Genomic DNA, 17,830 nt, shown 5'->3' with positions numbered 1-17,830 from the left:
ATTGGATAAAAATAATAAAGCGGTACTTACATATAAGAAGCAGCAGATATTTACGCATAAAGCCCTAAAGGCAGATTGACACGTAATAATATAGAACACCAAAGCGCTTCCGCTATTATCCTAGTGTTTATGTAAGAATAGGCTTTTAATTCTGGGTAAAGCATAGCATTGACAATGCCAACCATGAACAAAACCGTTGAAAATGGATTTTAACAACAATCAAGCATACACTTTCTCCAAAGACCCGCACAGTTTTTCTAACCCTAACCTTGCCCATGTGCACCACGTGGATTGGGACTTAAAAGTTGACTTCGATCAGAAAAAGATCTCCGGCTCAGGTGTGTACCACATCCGCCATCAGCAAGCCCCGGAAATTGTGTTGGACGTGCACCACCTAAGGATCATATGCGCCTGGCTAGACGATGAGGAGCAACCCGAAGAATTTACCTTTAGGGGTGAAAAGCCGTTTCTGGGCCAGGGTTTGCAAATCCCGCTTAAACCAGGCACGCAGAAAATCAGGCTTGCGTTTGAGACTACCCCAGCATCTGGGGCCTTGCAGTGGCTGGAACCTGAACAGACTGCCGGCAAAACGGAGACTTTTCTGTTCACCCAGTCCCAGGCTATTTTGGCCAGAACCTGGCTCCCCTGTCAGGACAGTCCCAGCGTGAGGTTCACCTATACAGCGCGGGTTCAGGTTCCGCCCAACCTGTTGCCCCTTATGTCCGCAGATAATCCGCAGGAGAAGAACAACAGCGGCACTTACTTTTTCCGGATGGACCAGCCTATTCCGTCTTACTTGTTGTCCTTGGCGATAGGTGATTTGGCTTTCGCTCCATTAGGCGAACGGTGCGGGGTGTACGCTGAGCCCTCCAGCCTGGAAGCTGCCGCCTATGAGTTCGCCGAAACGGAACAGATGCTGCTGGCCGCCAAGAACCTGTATGGACCTTACCGTTGGGGCCGCTATGACCTGCTGGTGCTTCCGCCCAGCTTCCCTTTCGGAGGGATGGAGAACCCTAAGCTCACCTTCGCCACACCTACCATCATCGCCGGAGACCGTTCGCTTACGAGTCTGGTGGCACATGAATTGGCCCATTCATGGTCGGGGAACCTGGTGACCAACGCCACCTGGAACGACTTCTGGCTTAATGAGGGCTTCACGGTGTACTTTGAGCGCCGCATCATGGAAGCGCTGTACGGCCAAGATTATGCCCAGATGCTTCATTGGCTGGGCTACCAGGATTTACGCCATACCCTGGAGGAACTGAGCGCAAAACCGCAGGATACCTGCCTCAAACTGAACCTGGAGAACCGCGACCCAGACGAAGGCCTCACCGAGATCGCATACGAAAAGGGCAACCTGTTCCTTTGCCGACTGGAGGCGCTGGTGGGCCGCGCCCGTTTTGATGCCTTTGTGAACAAATACTTCAGCACGTTCCAGTTCACGTCCATGGACACGGCCCGTTTTGAGCAGTTTCTGGAAAAAGAGCTGGTAAACGGAGACGAGGAACTGAAGCAAAAGGTCAACGCCTCTGCCTGGATTCATTCGCCGGGAATTCCAGAAGGCATTGCTCCGCAAAAAGCCAGGCTGTTTGAGAAAGTGGCAGCCGAGCTGCAAAGATGGGAAACCGGCACCCTGGCCCGCCAGCTCGCCACCCATAATTGGAGCACCCATGAATGGCTATATTTCCTGAGCAACCTACCCAAGAACCTTTCCCTGACCCAGATGCAAGAACTAGACGAGGCCTTTGGGTTCACTGCCTCGGGCAACGCCGAGATCCAGGCCGAATGGCTCAGACACAGTATCAGGCACGGGTACAAAGAAGCTTATCCGGCGCTGGAGGCATTCCTGGTGCGGGTTGGCCGACGCAAGTTCCTGTTGCCGCTGTACAAGGCTTTGCTGGAGACAGAAGAAGGCACTGGTTTGGCCCGGGAGATTTACAGGAAGGCGCGCCCTAACTACCACTCGGTTTCCACCAGCTCCCTTGATGCTTTGCTGCTGCAGACTCCCTGAGACAAAAACAGCGCAGCCCGCGGGACCTGATCCGGCGGGCTGCGCTGTTTAATGGGGTGTCTTTGGTGTGTAAAGGATAATTAGTGGTTCTCGGCTCTCCGGTTCACGGCGGTTTCCGCAATCATGGTGAGCTTCTCATCGGTCATTTTCTCCTCGTTCAGGATTTCCTTCAGGTGGTTCAGGACCTCGGTATGGCCCAGGAATTTGGCGTAGGTACAGGCCGTACCGTAGCCGGCAATCTCATAGTGCTCCACACGTTGGGCGCAGGCAATGATACCGGCATCCATTACTTCCTGATCGGCGTCATGCTTCATGAACTCGCGGGCTTCTTTGATGATGCCCTCCATGGCCATGCATTTCTCGCCGCCTCCGCTAATGCCCAGAATTCTGAAACACTCCTCTAACCGGGCTATCTGCTGCTCTGTTTCCCGCATGTGGGTCTCCAGGGCAGTAGCCAGCTCGGGGCTGGAAACCATTTCCATCATTTCTGGCATCGCTTTCAACAGTTGCTGCTCAGCGTTATAGAGATCCTTCATCTGGTGGATGAACAAGTCATTCAAGGATGTTAATTTCATAGCTCTTTTATTTAGTTGAAAAATCAAGCGTGTCATTTTTATACGGTCCTGAAAGAGGGTAGTTCAAGGGTTTACCGAAGAATATGGGCTTATTTATGCACTTTAAACCAGATGGTCCGTTACCAACAGAACACCGTATAAGCAGGCATCAAAACATTACAGGTAAAACAGTAGCATACATGACCAAACTTGAGCTAGCCCCCAAAGGCATTCTCATCGCCGTAGGCGGAAACGAAGACAAAGGCACCTACCCCCGGGATAAAAAGCAGTTTCACCTTAATTTCTTTGAGCTGGGCATTCTGAAGCGCATTATTGATGCCATGGGCGGAAACGAGGCCCAGGTGGAAGTCATCACCACTGCGTCTATGATCCCCGAGGAGTTGGGTGCGTTGTACCTGCACGCGTTTGAGGTTCTGGGCTGCAAAAAAGTAAGCGTGATGGATATACGGGATGAAAATGACGCCCAGAAGCCCGAGTACCTGGAGCGGCTGAAGAAGGCCAGCGGGGTCATGTTCACTGGCGGCGACCAGTCAAGGCTGTTCAGGATTTTCTCAGGCACTGCTTTTCACCACATTCTGCTGCACCGGTACCACCATGAGAATGGCTTTGTCATTGCGGGTACCAGCGCGGGCGCCATGGCCATGTCTGATATCATGATCAAAGGCGGCAGCAGCCAGCGCTCTCTGTTAAAAGGATCGGTGAAACTGGACCGCGGACTGGCCTTTCAGGAAAATGTCATTTTTGACTCGCATTTTGTAAAAAGGGGCAGATTTGGGCGGCTCATGGAAGCGGTGGCTACGCACCCGTTCAAGATCGGCATCGGCTTGGGTGAGGACACCGGCGTCATGATTACCCAGGGCAATGTCATTGAGACCATCGGGTCTAACCTGGTGATTGTGGTGGATGGGCACCACATCAGGCACAACAACACCTCATACGCCGCCCCGGGCACCCCGCTCTCCATTGAGAACTTCCGGATGCACGTGCTCGCCTTCGGGAATTACTATGACATCCGGGAACGCCGTTTCTGCGTGGGCGCCAAGCAGCTGGCCAAAGAAGTAGAATAGGCACCACTTGGTTTTAAGGCCTATTTGCTAAAATCGGAATTGAAACAGGGTTTAGTCCTGGTAAATTGCTACTACTGGCTCCTGCCCTGCTACCCAGCTGCCCCGGTACATACCTTCAGAATTGAAAGGCAATGCTACGTTGCCCTGGGCATCCACCGCTATGAGGCCGCCTTCGCCGCCCAGCTTTTTCAGTTTGTCCATCACTATTAAGTCAGAGGCCTGGGTTAGCGACAGCCCTTTGTATTCCATGAGGCAGGAAATGTCATAGGCCACCACACTGCGCATGAAGAATTCGCCGTGGCCGGTGCAGGAGACAGCGCAGGTGCGGTTGTTGGCGTAGGTTCCCGCTCCAATAATAGGGGTGTCACCAATGCGGTTGAAATTCTTATTGGTCATGCCACCGGTAGAAGTAGCCGCTGCCAGGTTACCCTGCTGGTCCACCGCCACTGCCCCCACCGTCCCGAACTTCTTTTCCTTTGCCTGGGAGTGGTCCAGCATGTACACGTCTGAGTCCCGCAGGGCCTGCCACTGGTCATAGCGCTGCTGGGTAAAGAAATAATCATCCGGCTCAAAGGCGATGCCTTGGTTACGGGCAAACTCCTCGGCTCCCTGCTGGCACAGCAGCACGTGGTCTGAGTGACGCATGACCTCGCTGGCCAGTTTAATAGGGTTGCGCACGTTCCGCACCCCGGTGATTGCCCCGGCGCCCAGGGTCTTGCCGTCCATGATGGCGGCGTCCATTTCATGGGTACCGCGCTTGTTGAACACAGAACCCCGCCCGGCGTTGAACAAGGGGCAATCTTCCAGTGATACCACGGTGGCTTCCACCGCCGCCAAAGCAGATCCTCCCTTCTCCAAGATGGCATGGCCAATCTCCAAAGCCTGGTGCAGGGCCAGGCGGTATTCCTGGTCCATTTGCAGGGTTAATGAGGCTCTGGTGATGGTTCCGGCGCCGCCATGCAGGGCAAGGGCAAATCTTTGCTTGTTCTCCATAATTCTGGTGTCCTTTATTTCAGATAGTTAGGTTTAAGACCGGCCTAACCCATGCTTTACAGCCCCGGACGCCTCCCCGGATTAGCCCGCGATGGTTGATAAATTTAAGTCCGGCTGGGGGAATCTTAACCCTCTATTCTTTGTATATTTGTAGAGTTTACTTTACTAATCTATTAAAACTATCACCTATGTCTTTTGATGTACAGGGAAGATTGCACGAAATCTTTGACGAAACCCAAGTGAGCGAAAAATTCCGTAAACGCGAATTCGTTTTGGAGATCCCAGACGGCTCTTATACGCAATATGCCAAGTTTCAGCTTACCCAAGACAAGTGCGGTATTCTTGACAACTACAAAACAGGCGATGAAGTGAAGGTTGCTTTCAACCTGAGCGGTAAACCATTCACCAAGAACGGTACCACCATGTACTTCACCAACCTGCAGGCCTGGAGAGTAGAGCACGCCGGAAGCGCCGCCCAGCCGCAAGCGTCAGGAAACCCTTATGCCCAGCAACAGCCGGTTAAATCCAGCTCGTCTTTCATCAGCGATGACATGGACAACGATCTTCCTTTCTAAGTTTGATTTTTCCTTAGACCTTATAGAATGCGGCCCCAAAAAGGCCGCATTTTTTATGCCCACAGGAATCCTGCACCGGAAGACAGCGAAAAGCAGCGTTTTTCCGTAGTGCCCATTATCCAGGAAAACTGGAGCAGCAGCGCACATGGCAACAGACAAAGAAGCAAAGGTAATGGTAGTCACCGGGGCAAGCTCCGGTATTGGAAAGGCCACCGCAGAGGCATTGGCCAAAGAAGGCGTTCACGTGGTGATGGTTTGCCGCAACGAGCAGAAGGGCCAGCAGGCCATGGCCGATATCAAAAAGAAGGTGCCCGATGCCTGCCTGAAACTCTACCTGGCAGACCTCTCCTCTTTAACAGAAGTGAGGCGCCTGGCCCAGGAACTGAAGGAGAACTACCCGGTCATTGATGTGCTCATCAACAACGCCGGCCTTATTCCCGGCCACCAGGAAACCACGGTAGACGGTTGGGAAATGGCCTGGGCCACAAACCACCTGGCTCCGTTCCTGCTCACCAACCTGCTCATGGACCCCCTGCTGGCTGCCGAGCAGGGCCGCGTGATCAACGTGACCTCAGAGGCCCACCGCCTGGGGCAGATAGATTTTGAACACGCCGGCAAGCCCGTGAAGTACAGCGCCATCACGGCCTACGCAGATTCTAAGCTGGCCAACATCCATTTCACCTATGAGCTGGCCCGGCGCACCGAGTTCACCAACCTAACCGTCAACTGTCTGCACCCGGGCGTGGTGGCCACCAATTTCGGGAGCAACAGCAATTTTTTCATCAGGAGTCTCTTCCGGTTTAGCCGGCTTTTCATGAAATCGCCCGAGAAAGGTGCCCAGACCACAATTTATCTGGCCACTTCTCCGTATCTAAAGTTTGTAAGCGGTAAGTACTTCAAGAACAGCAAACAGGTGAAATCCGCCGCCGATTCAAACAATGCGCACGTGGCCCGCCGCCTCTGGGACATTAGTGCGGAACAAACCGGTTTTTAGGCTGTTTTTGGGAAATCACCGCTAAAACAACACGTCCGTTACATGCAGGAAATGTATCTGTTGATTCTTCAGGGCGAAGGCGAGAAGTTGGAGTTCAAGAAAACCATCACCCACCCGGCCCGCATCGCGCGCACCCTGGTCTCCTTCGCGAACACCCGCGGCGGCCAGATCTTGGTGGGCGTGCAGGACGACGGTACCATCTGCGGCGCCGATCCTGAAGAGGAAAAATTCACGCTAGACAAGGCCATCCATTCTTTCTGCGAACCACCGGTGCAGGTTATTTATGAAGAGGTAGACATGGACGAGGGCATTATCCTGAAGGTGATCATCCCGGAGAGTGAAACCAAACCGCATTTGGCCAAAGTGAAGGAAGATGACTGGCGCAGCTACATCAGGGTGAAAGATGAAAGTGTACAAACAAGCAACCTGGTGGAGAAATCACTCACGCTGGAGCCCGCCACCGAGACCCTTGAAGACATAGTGGACCATCAGCAGCAGCGCATCCTGGAGTTGCTCAAGAGATACCGCAAACTCACCATCAAGGATTTCATGCACATGGCCAACTTGTCAAAACAACGCGCCAAGCGCCTGTTAGTGTACATGGTACTGCAAGGCCAGATAAGGATGCACGACAAAGAAAAAGAGCCGTTCTACACCTTAAGTTAGGCCCGAGACTCAGAAATTAAGGCCAGATGAAGGAAAAGAACCTGCAGTTTTTGGCCGGTCCCTCTTTCTCCGGGCCTGCAGCCTGGTACATACTTAGGTTTACTTTCTCCTGGTGGTGCTCCAAGGCCAATTGGCCTTCTGCATCAAACAACGCGGAGACCCAACCTACCATCATTCCTACCCCAAGCGTAAATAAAACTTTCATACCGGTCTGTTTTAAAGGTGATTTAAGAAAAAGAGGCACAAACTACAGGATCTCGCGGCGGCAGGAATCCCACAGGCCTACCAGGAAAAGCAAACCGCTGCTGCCCAGGCTGTACCACATCTGCGGCACGAACCATGTCGCACCTTTAGCTTGGAAAGCCATCGCCGAGAAAGTGGGCCAGCTGTAAGGATAGTACCCGATGTGCTCCCATCGCGACCCAATCAGGAAAGCCATCGTGAACAGAATGCCCAGGCCAATACTCATCCCGATGCTCCTGAACCTGAAACTGAGGCAAAACTGCAGTGTGAAGATGGAGAGCGAGCCCAACAGAATCCGGAAGGCGCCCAGGCTGATGCTCTGCACGTGGTGGTAGCTCTGGAAACCCAACTCAGGCCGGAGCCAGCCTAACAGGTATCCGCCGCCCAACATGCCCAACCAAAACGTGACATAAGCCAAACTCACCAGCGCCAGCAGCAGCAGGTACTTGGTCAGAAACACCGACCACCTGGGTACCGGCAAGGTGTACAACTGCTTCCACCCACCAGATTGGTGCTCGGTGCCGTTTACCAGGGCTGTGAGCAAGGCCAAAAACAAAGGCACCAGCAACTGCGCCGACGCCATGAAATTGTTGCCCGCCCAGGCAAACCACGGATCAGAACCGGGCTTCAGGATCAGGTGCCCCTTGAAGAAAAACACCAGGAAAGTCATGCCCACCACCGAGAGTGGCGCCAGCACCGGCAGCCAAAGGGCCCAGGTGTTCTTTATTTTCAAGGCCTCCGCCGAAAGGCCTCTGCGAACATAAAGGATTGCAGTAGTCGTCATTAGGCTTGCAGGATAGGTTGAAAATGGATTTTGGCAGAAGGATCAAGGGCGGGAGCCTCGGTTATGGAAAGGAAGACCTCCTCCAGGCTTTGCGCGGTAAATGAGAGGTTGTAAACCGCCACCCCGCCTTCTACCAGAAACTGGTTCAGGGCCGCAGCCTCTTCTTTTTCCTGCACCGCTACCCTAAGCCGATGGGTATCCAGGGTTTCAACTGCATGGCCAAGGCTTAGTATTATCTCTTTTGCCAGCAACACGTTACCCACTTCCACCTCAACAGTCCTGGCTCTCTGCGTGGCTTTCTGCAGTTCCTGCACCCTACCCTGGAACCTAAGCTGTCCCTGGTGGAGTATGCCCACATGGGTCACCGTTTTCTCAATTTCGCTTAGCAGGTGGCTGGACAGGAAAATGGTCTTGCCGTGCTCCTGGTTCAGTTCTTTGAGCAGTTCCCGCATCTCCCGGATGCCGCTGGGATCCAAGCCGTTCGTGGGCTCATCCAGGATCAACACCTCTGGGTCTGAGAGCAAATCCAGCGCAATGCCCAGCCGCTGGCACATGCCCAGGGAATATTGTTTCACCGGCCGGTGGGCGACTTGCCGCAGCCGTACAATCCCCAGCACCTCGTCTACCCGGCTTTTCTTCAGGCCCAGCATCCTCCGCATGACCTCTAGGTTGTCTCTCCCCGAGAGGTGCTTGTACAGGCTGGGCGTCTCTATCAGAGCCCCTACCCTTTGCAATACCTGTACCCGATGGCGCTCCAATTCCTGTCCGAATAACCGGATGATCCCGGCAGACGGTTTTATAAGACCTAAGAGCAAGCGGATGGTGGTGGTTTTTCCGGCCCCATTGGGTCCCAGGAAGCCGTAGATGCTGCCCTGCGGGATCTTCAGGTGCAGGTCTTTGAGGATCTCCAGGGAGCCATAGCGGCAACTAAGTTGATGGGTAGATATGAGCGGTTCTTTCATGGTCAGCCGGGTTGGATAGTCCAAAAGAACACCTTCTCTTCGCTTGCCGCAACAAAACTATACCAACGCCATTTTTGCAGAGACCAACCCCGTGATTTTCCCCCTCAACCCATTCGTCGATATAAAATCCCGCTTGGTCTAGTTCTTGGGATTTGTGCGGGATAAGCTCCGCTGAATGGTTAGTTTTGGGCTTATTTCTGAGAAAACCATGAAAAAACAGCTCCCGCTATTATTGCACCTTTTGCTGTGGACCAGTCTGCTTGGGCTGTCACTCTGGGTCCATTTCGGGATTGACCGGCTGGATCTGCCCTTGTCCTGGGTAGCCATGGATGTGGCACAGACCCTTGCGTTTCACCTAGCGCTCTTTTACTTCAACTGGTTTGTGCTGCTCCGGATTCTGGCCAAGGGCAATGTGCTGGGCTACGCGCTGGCGGTGGTGGCAACCCTGGCCCTATTTGCGGCGGTCCGAAGCCCCATTGAGGTATTCCAGATCACGCAGGAGGCGAGCATCACCCCTAAAATGGCCGAGCAGATTGCCAAGCACCCCAGCATGCTGGACTATAAGACCCACATGATCCAACTGGGCGTGATGGGGCTGATGAACATCTTCCTGGGCTCAGCCCTAAAAGTCACCGGCGACTACCTTCGCACCGAGCGGCGGCGCCAGGAACTGGAACTGCAGCATACCACCACAGAGCTGGACTTGCTCAAGGCACAAGTAAACCCCCACTTCCTGTTCAACACCCTAAACAACATCTACTCACTCTCTTACCAGAACGCACCTTCTACCCCGGAGGCCATTCTTAAGCTCTCGCAACTGCTCCGCTACCAACTTTATGAAACCAACACGCCCGTGGTGCCCCTGGCCCGCGAGTTGGAGCACGTTGAACACCTTTTGGACCTGCACCGACTCCGGTTAACGCAACCAGAGTTGCTCACGCTGGAGGTCCAAGGAAACGTTTCGGGGCTTTCGCTGCCGCCCATGCTCCTGATGCCCCTGGTGGAGAACATGTTCAAACACGGTCTTTCCACGGCCCCTATGCAGGTGCAGGTGTGTACTCAGGACGTAGGCCTGACCTTCACCACCAGAAACAGGATCAAAGCCCTGGGCGGCACCCCGGAAAATTACGGCGGAATTGGGTTGCAGAACCTGAAACGGCGCCTGGAGCTACTGTACCCCGGAGCCCACACCTTCACCTGCCGCCAGGAAAACCAAGATTTTATCGCGGAGCTCACCTTGAATAGACTTTCTTAAAACGCTAACTTCACCAGATGCAACTGACCTGCCTCGCCATTGACGATGAACCGCTCGCCCTGGACATCATGCGCTCCTACATAGGTAAAATCCCGTTCCTGCAGCTCGTCCAGACCTGCTCCAGCGCCTTAGAGGCCATGGCGGTTTTGCAGCGGCAACAGGTAGACCTGCTGTTCCTGGACATTGAGATGCCAGAGATCACGGGCGTGCAGTTTGTGCAGTCGCTCTCGAACCGCCCGGCCGTTATTTTCACCACCGCCTATCCGCAGTACGCGCTGGATGGTTTCACCCTGGATGCGGTGGATTACCTGCTCAAGCCCATCCCTTTCGACCGGTTCTTCAAGGCGGTAAACAAAGTCTATGAGCGCGCCCAACTGCAACCCGCCGGCCCGGCTGTTTCGCAGGCAATATTGCCCCAAACAGAGAGCGAAGACTTCATCTTCGTGAAGGCAGATTACAAGACCCTGCGGGTAAACCTCAAAGACATTCTCTTCATTGAAGGCCTCAAAGACTACGTCATCATCCACACCGTAACCCGCAAGATCATCACGCTCTTATCCATGAACAAGATCATGGAGAAACTGCCCGAGCAGGACTTTGCGCGTGTGCACCGTTCCTATATCGTGTCGCTGACCCACATTGAAAGCATTGAGAAAGGCCGCATCAAAATAAAGGAACAGGAAATCCCCATCGGGGACAGCTACAAAGAGGTTTTCATGCGCTGGGTGGAAAGCAAGAACCTTTAGCGATAGACGCGTTCAGGTTGTGTTTTTCTACAAAGAGGCTCTAAACGCAAGATTGTTTCTTCCTCTAATTTCTCTGGTTCAAGTGCTGTTTTTCCCTGGTTCAAGTTTTCAACTTGGACCTACCATGGTCTGAAGTTTGCAACTTCAGTGAGGCGACAGCCTCAGAATTGGGGTTCAGTGATTAAGACTCCCTTTACTTATAGCCAAGTAGAACAGCACGGGAACAGAATGAAACAGACCTGAAGCCCGCCGGATTTTTATCATAACTGTTGGCCAGAATTCCATTAGAAACCCTATCGCTTTGTGCTCTTTCTCATCAGTTCTACCTGCAGCCGTTTAGAGCCTGTTTCCCTAAAGTTGCCCCAAAAACATCTCGTCCGTTGATCCTGAACAAACGTTCGTAGAGCATACTAATTACCGATCCAAACCTGTATCTTTGCGCGATTTAAAAATTGAACAAACATACAGACATGCAAGCATTAAGAGGAACAGGTGTGGCCTTGGTAACTCCTTTCAAAGCCGATCTTTCCGTGGACATAGAAGCCTTCGGGAGACTGATTGATTTCAACCTGGAAAATGGTGTGGATTACCTGGTGGTGAACGGTACCACCGGCGAATCGGTGACCACCTCTCCCGAGGAGCGCGCCCAGTTGCTGGCCTTCGCGAAGGAACGTATTGCTGGCCGCAAACCACTGGTGTACGGCCTCGGCAGCAATGACACCCACTATGTGCTGGAGCAACTCAAGAAGATAGACTTCACCGGCGTTGATGCCATCCTTTCGGTTTGCCCTTACTATAACAAGCCCTCCCAGGAAGGGGTATTCCTGCATTACACCGCCATCGCTGATGCCTCTCCGGTTCCGGTAATTTTGTACAACGTGCCCGGCAGAACCGGTATCAACATTTCCGCGGCTACCACGCTGCGCTTGGCCCAGCACCCTAACATCATCGGGACCAAAGACGCCAGCGCCAATATGGAACAGTACATGACCATTCTGGAGGAAAGACCCGAGGGTTTCCTGGTGATCTCCGGCGATGACATGCACACCGTTCCGTTGATTTCCGTAGGTGGTGATGGTATTATCTCAGTATTGGCCAATGCTTTCCCAGCAGCTTTCAGCCGCATGACGCGCCTGGCGCTGGAAGGAAACTTCACCGAGGCCGGGGCCCTGCAACGCTCCTTCGGGAAAATCAACCCGCTCATGTACGAAGAAGCCAACCCGGTAGGCATTAAACTGGCCCTGAAGGAAGCGGGTATCTGCGAGCCCTTCGTGCGCCTGCCCCTGGCTCCTGCCTCTGCCAGCCTGATACAACGCGTGCAGGCCGCTGCCGCTCCACTTTTAGGCTAAGCTTGATTTAAGCCCATTTTCAGGTAAACAGATGAAAAACACACTGCTGCTGACGCTTCTGCTCTTTTTGGTACTGATGAAAACCTATGCCCAAACAGAAGCGCCGGTAGCCGGGGTGCCCATTGACCTGAATACCCAGAAAGGCACCATCAAAGGCACGCTGCTCTCCCCTGCCTCAGACGGGAAAGTGCCCGTAGTGCTTCTCCTTTCCGGCTCTGGCCCCACCGACCGCGATGGCAACAACCCCGCCATGAAAAACAACAGCCTGAAAATGGTGGCCGAGGCCCTATATGCGCAGGGAATTGCCTCGGTGCGGTTTGACAAACGAGGTATTGCAGCCAGTAAAGAGGCAGCCATGTCTGAGTTCGATCTGAGGTTTGACCATTACGTGCAGGATGCCGCCGCCTGGATACAGAAACTGAAGGCAGATCTCCGGTTCAGCAAAGTGGTAGTACTGGGCCATAGCGAAGGCTCTTTGATTGGCATGATCGCTGCCCGCCAGGCTCATGCCGATGCTTTTATCTCCATCGCCGGCGCCGGACAGTCCGCTGATAAAATCATCCGGCAGCAATTGCAGGGACAACCACCCATGATTCAAGTGGCCGCTTTCCCTATTTTGGATCAACTTGCCCAAGGAAAAGCCGTGCCGGAGGTAAATCCCATGTTGGCATCCCTGTTCCGGCCCAGCGTACAACCGTACCTCATCTCCTGGTTCAGGTATGATCCGCAGGCAGAGATGGCCAAGCTGAAGATTCCCGTATTGGTTGTACAGGGAACGGCCGATCTGCAGGTGAGCATGCAAGACGCCAATTATCTTGCAGGTGCGGCAGCCAAAGGCAAACTGGTGACGGTTGACAACATGAACCACGTGCTCAAAGAAACCACCTCAGACCGGAGCCCCAACATCAGCACCTACTCCAATCCTACTCTCCCGCTGGCCGCACCGCTCATGCCTGCCTTGGTGACGTTTGTGAAGTCTGTTAAGTAGCGAAGGTTCAGTTTAATGAGAAAATTATTCAGAACCTACCACAGGCAATTCGCCCTAGAGGTTAAACAACCGAGGAGACTGATTCTGGAGTATATCTCACATCAAAAGAATCAAAAGAAAAGCTTACTAGAAACACTCACCGCCTTTCCTCTTGACTTCAACCAAGTCAGCATCACTGGAGATAACTTAATAGAGGTCACTATACCAACCAAAGGGAGGGTTGTGATTTCCCTAACAAACAATCAAGACAGGTTGAGCACTCGTATGGATTCTGAAATAATCCCTTACTTCAACAGGAACATTTATGGGCTTTATTTCTTGATTTTCTTTCTCACCATGTTTTCAGCCATTAGCTTGATGCTACATGCCAACTGGTTAACGGTGGCTGCTATTCTGTGCTCCTGGATTGTATTCTTGATAATCTTCCACTTGAGGATTATTTGGAACAGAGACCAGCTCAGGGAGAAGTTAGAAGACTTTGTCAAGGATATAAGGCTGCAAACAGGCAAACAGAAATCCATTCACATGCCATCCTGAAAGAATCTTTGACGAACGGTAATTTCCGCACCATAGATTATAAATAAGTCTGCCTGTTTAGGGGCTGTTTTGCTCAAAACAGCCCCTAAACAGGCAGACTTATTATTTTCTGGTTATTCCCATATGGCTAATGTAGAACTAGCTGGCCCACAAGATCCTTTCAGGATGACAAAAGGGTATGGTCTTAATTTTGAAATGAGGCCATAAACAGCCCGAAAGCAACAGGACTACTGATGCGTAACTTACCACCCACTCGTCAAAACATCAGCGATGTGGAGGACTTTGATGGGTTTGCCTTGTTTGCGGCTGTAGGCGTCCAGGTGCATGAGGCAGCTGGTGTCGGTGGAGACGATGTACTCGGCGCCGGTGCTCAGGGCGTTTTCTACTTTCTGCTCGCCCATGGCCACGGAGATGGATTCAAACTTGGTAGCGAAGGTCCCCCCGAAGCCGCAGCAAGTCTCGGTGTCTTGCATTTCAGTGAGTTCCAAGCCTTGTACCATGCCCAGAAGCCGGCGCGGGCCTTCTTTGATGCCGCACTCGCGGAGGGCGCTGCAGGAATCATGGTAGGTGACTTTGGCATCAAGACGGGCGCCGGGGATTTCCTGCACTTGCAGCACATCGGTGAGGAACTCAGTTAACTCAAGCACTTTGCGCTCCATGGCGCGGTACCGTACGAAATTGGAAGAGGTCATGAAGATGTTGGAGTAGGCGTTCCGGATCATGCCCACGCAGGAGGCCGAGGGAGCCACAATGTAGTCGCTGTCCTCTGAGGAGAAATCTTCCAGGAACTTGTCTGCCACCTGGCGGCACTCTTTCTGGTAACCGGCGTTGTAGGCAGGCTGCCCGCAGCAGGTCTGGTTGGTGTTGTAACGCACAGTACACCCCAAAGACTCTAACAGTTTCACCATGTTCCAGGCCGTCTGCGGAAACAGTTGGTCTATGAAACAGGGAATAAATATATCAACTACCGGCTGTGCCATCTGGATTAATGCAATTGGAATACGTGGGACGCCTGGGCCAGAGACCGACCCAGCGCCGCTTGGTTTAAATTCAAAGGTACGCCTTTCTCCTGTAAATAAGAGAGCATTTTCTCGGTGGGCATGTTGCCTACCAGATCGTCTTTGGCCATGGGGCAACCGCCGTAACCCAGCAAAGCCCCGTCCATGCGGCGGCACCCGCTGGCGTAGGCCGCCTCCACTTTCTCGCGCCAGGTAGTGGGACTCGTATGCAGGTGCGCCCCGAACTCAATCTGCGGAAAGGCCGGGATGAGGGTAGTGAAAAGGTCCTGAATGGTGCCGGGCTCGGATACCCCGATGGTGTCTGACAGCGAAATGATTCTGATATCCATAGCCGCCAGTTTCTGCGTCATCTCCCCCACCAGCGAAGGCTCCCAGGGCTCTCCGTACGGGTTCCCGAACCCCATGGACAGGTACAGCACCAGTTCTTTTCCGTGTTTCAAACATAGGTCCTGCATTTGCGTCACTTCTTCCAGAGCTTCAGCAATGCTTTTGTTCGTGTTGCGCCGCTGAAACTCCTCAGACAAAGACAAAGGAAACCCGATGTACCGGATCTGCGCCTGCTCTACGGCCTGTTGGGCACCACGTAGGTTAGCCACAATGGCCAGCAGTTTGGTCTGCGAGACAGAGGTATCCAATTGAGACAGCACCTCGGCGGTATCTGCCATCTGCGGAATCGCCTTAAGCGAGACAAAAGACCCGAAATCAAGGGTATCAAAACCCACCTCCAAGAGGGTTTGCAGGTATTTTACCTTTTCCTGGGTAGGCACAAACTGGGACAAGCCCTGCATGGCATCGCGGGGACACTCAATTATTTTCATGGAACAAGTTTAGTCATTGTGGCGCGTTTTGGCGACAGCTTTGCTTTAGAATATTTGCCCTTGCATACGGATAACCGGGCCTAACGCTTATTTTGCACCGGCGGTGAAGATGATAGGCCGCCTGAAACCTACCTCCTGATCCCATGGCCCAACCGCACGCCTCCCTTTTCCAGCAAGACGAACTCCTGTACCAATTGGTGCTGCAGGCACCAGAGATGGTGATTTCCGGTGAACCCCGGCCCATTTACGATGCCCTGCTCAGCTCAGTCATTTCGCAGCAATTATCGGTGAAGGCGGCGGCTACCATTAAAGCGCGGTTTCTGGCCTTATTTCCGAAAAATTACCCCGATCCAGCCCTGGTACTTTCGCTGCCCGTGGAGCAGATGCGGGCGGTGGGTTTGTCACGGCAGAAGATTGGCTATCTGCAGAACATCGCGGAGCACAAGGCTGCCGGAAAACTGGAAGATGACCAACTGGCACACCTGCCGGATGAGGAACTGATTACCCAACTGGTGCACATCAAGGGAATAGGACGCTGGACGGCAGAGATGATCCTGATGTTCGCGCTGCATCGGCCTGATGTCATGCCAGTGGATGACTTGGGAATTTATAACGCCATGAAACGTCTGTACGGCCTGGAGCCCCCCCACAAACAAGCCCGAGCCAGAATGCTGGAACTCTCCCTTTCCTGGCGACCGTACCGTACGCTGGCTTGCCGGTACCTGTGGCAGTCGCTGAACAATATGCCGGAGGTGAGTTCTGAGCCCCAGAAATAAAGTTCTGAGTTTTGAGTTCTAAGTTCTGAGTAGTTTTGAGGCTGATTTTGGAAATTCAGCCCAAAAACAGTTTAACGCACTTTCTGGCGCTTGACCAGGTAGGCCTGCAGGACTTTGTCAATGGGCTCGCGGAGGTCCACAGAAACCAAGTCAATGCGGTACTGGCCGCAACGTAGCTTCAGTTCGTTCTTGAACTGCTTCATGGCCTTCACGTAGGCTTCCCGTATCTCAGCGGGTTGTACTTTGATTTTCTCACCGTTCTCCAGACCATGAAACATGAAAGGCTTATCGGGGAAATGGAATTCCTCTTCGGTCTCGGCGTGTGTGATATGGAACAGCAGGACCTCGTGCTGCTGATGCCGAAGGTGCTGCAGGGCCAGGAAAATCTCGTCCAGTTGCTCGTACTGACTCAGTAAGTCGCTGAACAAAATCACCAGGGAACGTTTGGGCAACTGCTGGGCCACGTGGTGCAGCATTGCCGCAACCCGGGTTTCTTTCTGCGGCGGGGCCGGTTTCTGTAGTTGCTGTTGCAGGGCCAGCAAGAGCGTGTGCAAGTGTGCGCCGGTAGACTTGATAGGCGTCTGCAGCTCAATCCCGTCAGCGAAAGTAGTAAGGCCCACTGCATCGCGTTGCCTCTGCAGGAGGGTGGCCAGGGCGGCGGCGCTCAGCACTGCGTAGGAAAGTTTGCCGTAATTATTGGTGGGGTAATACATAGACCCTGACACATCCAGGAGCAGCTGGCAGCGCAGGTTGGTTTCCTCCTCGTAGCGCTTCACGAAGAGCTTCTCGGTGCGGGCGAAGACTTTCCAATCCATGTGCCGGGTGCTCTCGCCGGAATTGTAGAGCCGGTGCTCAGAGAACTCCACCGAGAAGCCGTGGTACGGAGATTTATGCAGGCCCGTGATAAACCCTTCTACCAACCGCTTGGCCAGAAACTCAAGGTTCTGGATGTTCCGGACACTGTCTAAATCAACGTTTATTCTACTCATGCGGCTTCTTTATCCTTTTGGCCTAGGGCCAGGGCAGTTTCCTTGTCTATTTTAATGAGCTTCACCTTTCCCCTTCCGGCCCCAATGATGCCCAGTTGCAGGGCGGCTTTGCGGGAAAGGTCAATCACAAAACGTGACTTGCGGCTCATGCGGTCATTGATCCTTACTACAACGCTGCGGCCGTTCTCCAGATTATGGACCTGTACGTAAGAATGAATAGGGAAGGTCGCGTGGGCGGCGGTGAGTTCCTGCGGGTTGTAGCGTTCTCCGCTGGTGGTTCTGTGCCCTGAATGAGAGGAAGCGTAGAAGGTGGCATTCCCTTTCTGCGGTGAGGTTTCGGCGAAGCTTGTCCATGGCAGCAGGCAGAGGAAAAGACAGAATAGCTTTATTCTCATGTAGTTTTGTTTCTTACAAACATTAGTACATTCGAATTTACCTATTAAAATTAATCTTAAAAATTTTTAGATGTGAATCTGTTGCTTT

At 53.1% G+C, this 17,830-nt stretch carries 20 protein-coding genes; 11 read left to right on the top strand and 9 right to left on the bottom strand.

Features of this window, described 5'->3' with window-relative positions; genetic code table 11:
- Positions 1–202: 202 nt before the first annotated feature.
- The gene (locus J3P35_RS11385; RefSeq protein WP_210464722.1) at positions 203–2,011 is read left to right on the top strand and encodes a M1 family metallopeptidase; all 1,809 of its coding nucleotides are present in this window, start codon (positions 203–205) and stop codon (positions 2,009–2,011) included.
- An 80-nt stretch (positions 2,012–2,091) separates the two neighbouring features.
- On the opposite strand, the gene J3P35_RS11380 is transcribed toward J3P35_RS11385, so the two are convergent.
- Positions 2,092–2,586: a YciE/YciF ferroxidase family protein gene (locus J3P35_RS11380; protein WP_210464721.1), complete on the bottom strand. Its 495-nt coding sequence runs from the start codon at positions 2,584–2,586 to the stop codon at positions 2,092–2,094.
- Positions 2,587–2,765: 179 nt separating this feature from the next.
- Between J3P35_RS11380 and J3P35_RS11375 the strand changes: the two genes are divergently transcribed.
- The gene (locus J3P35_RS11375) at positions 2,766–3,653 is read left to right on the top strand and encodes a cyanophycinase (protein WP_210464720.1); all 888 of its coding nucleotides are present in this window, start codon (positions 2,766–2,768) and stop codon (positions 3,651–3,653) included.
- Between the two features lie 51 nt (positions 3,654–3,704).
- On the opposite strand, the gene J3P35_RS11370 is transcribed toward J3P35_RS11375, so the two are convergent.
- Complete coding sequence (locus J3P35_RS11370) at positions 3,705–4,646, bottom strand: isoaspartyl peptidase/L-asparaginase family protein (RefSeq protein ID WP_210464719.1); 942 nt, start codon at positions 4,644–4,646, stop codon at positions 3,705–3,707.
- A gap of 188 nt (positions 4,647–4,834) precedes the next feature.
- Between J3P35_RS11370 and J3P35_RS11365 the strand changes: the two genes are divergently transcribed.
- The 3 genes from J3P35_RS11365 to J3P35_RS11355 all read left to right on the top strand — a co-directional run bounded on the left by J3P35_RS11365 (position 4,835) and on the right by J3P35_RS11355 (position 6,881).
- Positions 4,835–5,221, top strand: coding sequence for a DUF3127 domain-containing protein (locus tag J3P35_RS11365; protein ID WP_210464718.1), 387 nt, complete (start codon positions 4,835–4,837; stop codon positions 5,219–5,221).
- A 145-nt stretch (positions 5,222–5,366) separates the two neighbouring features.
- Positions 5,367–6,215 (top strand): SDR family oxidoreductase, encoded by an 849-nt coding sequence (locus J3P35_RS11360; RefSeq protein WP_210464717.1) that lies wholly within the window; start codon positions 5,367–5,369, stop codon positions 6,213–6,215.
- A gap of 42 nt (positions 6,216–6,257) precedes the next feature.
- On the top strand, positions 6,258–6,881 hold the full coding sequence (locus tag J3P35_RS11355) for an AlbA family DNA-binding domain-containing protein (protein WP_210464716.1): 624 nt from the start codon (positions 6,258–6,260) through the stop codon (positions 6,879–6,881).
- 16 nt (positions 6,882–6,897) lie between these two features.
- On the opposite strand, the gene J3P35_RS11350 is transcribed toward J3P35_RS11355, so the two are convergent.
- The 3 genes from J3P35_RS11350 to J3P35_RS11340 are packed head-to-tail and all read right to left on the bottom strand — an operon-like array spanning position 6,898 to position 8,870.
- Positions 6,898–7,086, bottom strand: coding sequence for a hypothetical protein (locus J3P35_RS11350; protein WP_210464715.1), 189 nt, complete (start codon positions 7,084–7,086; stop codon positions 6,898–6,900).
- A gap of 42 nt (positions 7,087–7,128) precedes the next feature.
- Positions 7,129–7,908 carry an ABC transporter permease gene (locus J3P35_RS11345; RefSeq protein ID WP_210464714.1) on the bottom strand — a complete coding sequence of 260 codons (780 nt, stop codon included), beginning with the start codon at positions 7,906–7,908 and terminating at the stop codon, positions 7,129–7,131.
- Positions 7,908–8,870: an ABC transporter ATP-binding protein gene (locus J3P35_RS11340; RefSeq protein WP_210464713.1), complete on the bottom strand. Its 963-nt coding sequence runs from the start codon at positions 8,868–8,870 to the stop codon at positions 7,908–7,910. Before J3P35_RS11340 ends, J3P35_RS11345 begins: the two co-directional genes overlap by 1 nt.
- Positions 8,871–9,078: 208 nt before the next feature.
- Between J3P35_RS11340 and J3P35_RS11335 the strand changes: the two genes are divergently transcribed.
- From J3P35_RS11335 to J3P35_RS11315, 5 genes are all read left to right on the top strand, one after another.
- Positions 9,079–10,125, top strand: coding sequence for a sensor histidine kinase (locus tag J3P35_RS11335; protein WP_210464712.1), 1,047 nt, complete (start codon positions 9,079–9,081; stop codon positions 10,123–10,125).
- A gap of 17 nt (positions 10,126–10,142) precedes the next feature.
- Entirely contained in the window at positions 10,143–10,871 is a 729-nt protein-coding gene (locus tag J3P35_RS11330) for a LytR/AlgR family response regulator transcription factor (RefSeq protein WP_210464711.1), read from the top strand.
- Positions 10,872–11,341: 470 nt separating this feature from the next.
- A complete protein-coding gene (gene dapA / locus J3P35_RS11325) occupies positions 11,342–12,220 on the top strand; it encodes a 4-hydroxy-tetrahydrodipicolinate synthase (protein WP_210464710.1) in 879 nt (292 codons plus the stop codon).
- A 31-nt stretch (positions 12,221–12,251) separates the two neighbouring features.
- Positions 12,252–13,208 carry an alpha/beta hydrolase gene (locus J3P35_RS11320; RefSeq protein ID WP_246850176.1) on the top strand — a complete coding sequence of 319 codons (957 nt, stop codon included), beginning with the start codon at positions 12,252–12,254 and terminating at the stop codon, positions 13,206–13,208.
- A 15-nt stretch (positions 13,209–13,223) separates the two neighbouring features.
- A complete protein-coding gene (locus tag J3P35_RS11315) occupies positions 13,224–13,745 on the top strand; it encodes a hypothetical protein (protein WP_210464709.1) in 522 nt (173 codons plus the stop codon).
- 242 nt (positions 13,746–13,987) lie between these two features.
- Here the strand turns inward: J3P35_RS11315 and J3P35_RS11310 are convergent, their stop codons facing one another.
- Both J3P35_RS11310 and J3P35_RS11305 read right to left on the bottom strand, forming a co-directional pair.
- A complete protein-coding gene (locus tag J3P35_RS11310) occupies positions 13,988–14,725 on the bottom strand; it encodes a (Fe-S)-binding protein (RefSeq protein ID WP_210464708.1) in 738 nt (245 codons plus the stop codon).
- A 5-nt stretch (positions 14,726–14,730) separates the two neighbouring features.
- The gene (locus tag J3P35_RS11305) at positions 14,731–15,582 is read right to left on the bottom strand and encodes a hydroxymethylglutaryl-CoA lyase (RefSeq protein ID WP_210464707.1); all 852 of its coding nucleotides are present in this window, start codon (positions 15,580–15,582) and stop codon (positions 14,731–14,733) included.
- A 143-nt stretch (positions 15,583–15,725) separates the two neighbouring features.
- Between J3P35_RS11305 and J3P35_RS11300 the strand changes: the two genes are divergently transcribed.
- Entirely contained in the window at positions 15,726–16,358 is a 633-nt protein-coding gene (locus J3P35_RS11300) for a DNA-3-methyladenine glycosylase family protein (protein ID WP_210464706.1), read from the top strand.
- A gap of 71 nt (positions 16,359–16,429) precedes the next feature.
- Here the strand turns inward: J3P35_RS11300 and J3P35_RS11295 are convergent, their stop codons facing one another.
- Together J3P35_RS11295 and J3P35_RS11290 are read right to left on the bottom strand one after the other, a co-directional pair.
- Entirely contained in the window at positions 16,430–17,347 is a 918-nt protein-coding gene (locus J3P35_RS11295; protein ID WP_210464705.1) for a DUF58 domain-containing protein, read from the bottom strand.
- Positions 17,344–17,742: a septal ring lytic transglycosylase RlpA family protein gene (locus tag J3P35_RS11290; protein ID WP_210464704.1), complete on the bottom strand. Its 399-nt coding sequence runs from the start codon at positions 17,740–17,742 to the stop codon at positions 17,344–17,346. The genes J3P35_RS11295 and J3P35_RS11290 overlap by 4 nt, the downstream gene beginning before the upstream one ends.
- Positions 17,743–17,830: the final 88 nt, after the last annotated feature.

Source organism: Rufibacter roseolus (assembly GCF_017916365.1).
GTDB lineage: Bacteria > Bacteroidota > Bacteroidia > Cytophagales > Hymenobacteraceae > Nibribacter > Nibribacter roseolus.
The sequence above is the reverse complement of the archived record's forward strand: the minus strand, read 5'-3'. Positions and strand labels throughout refer to the sequence as shown.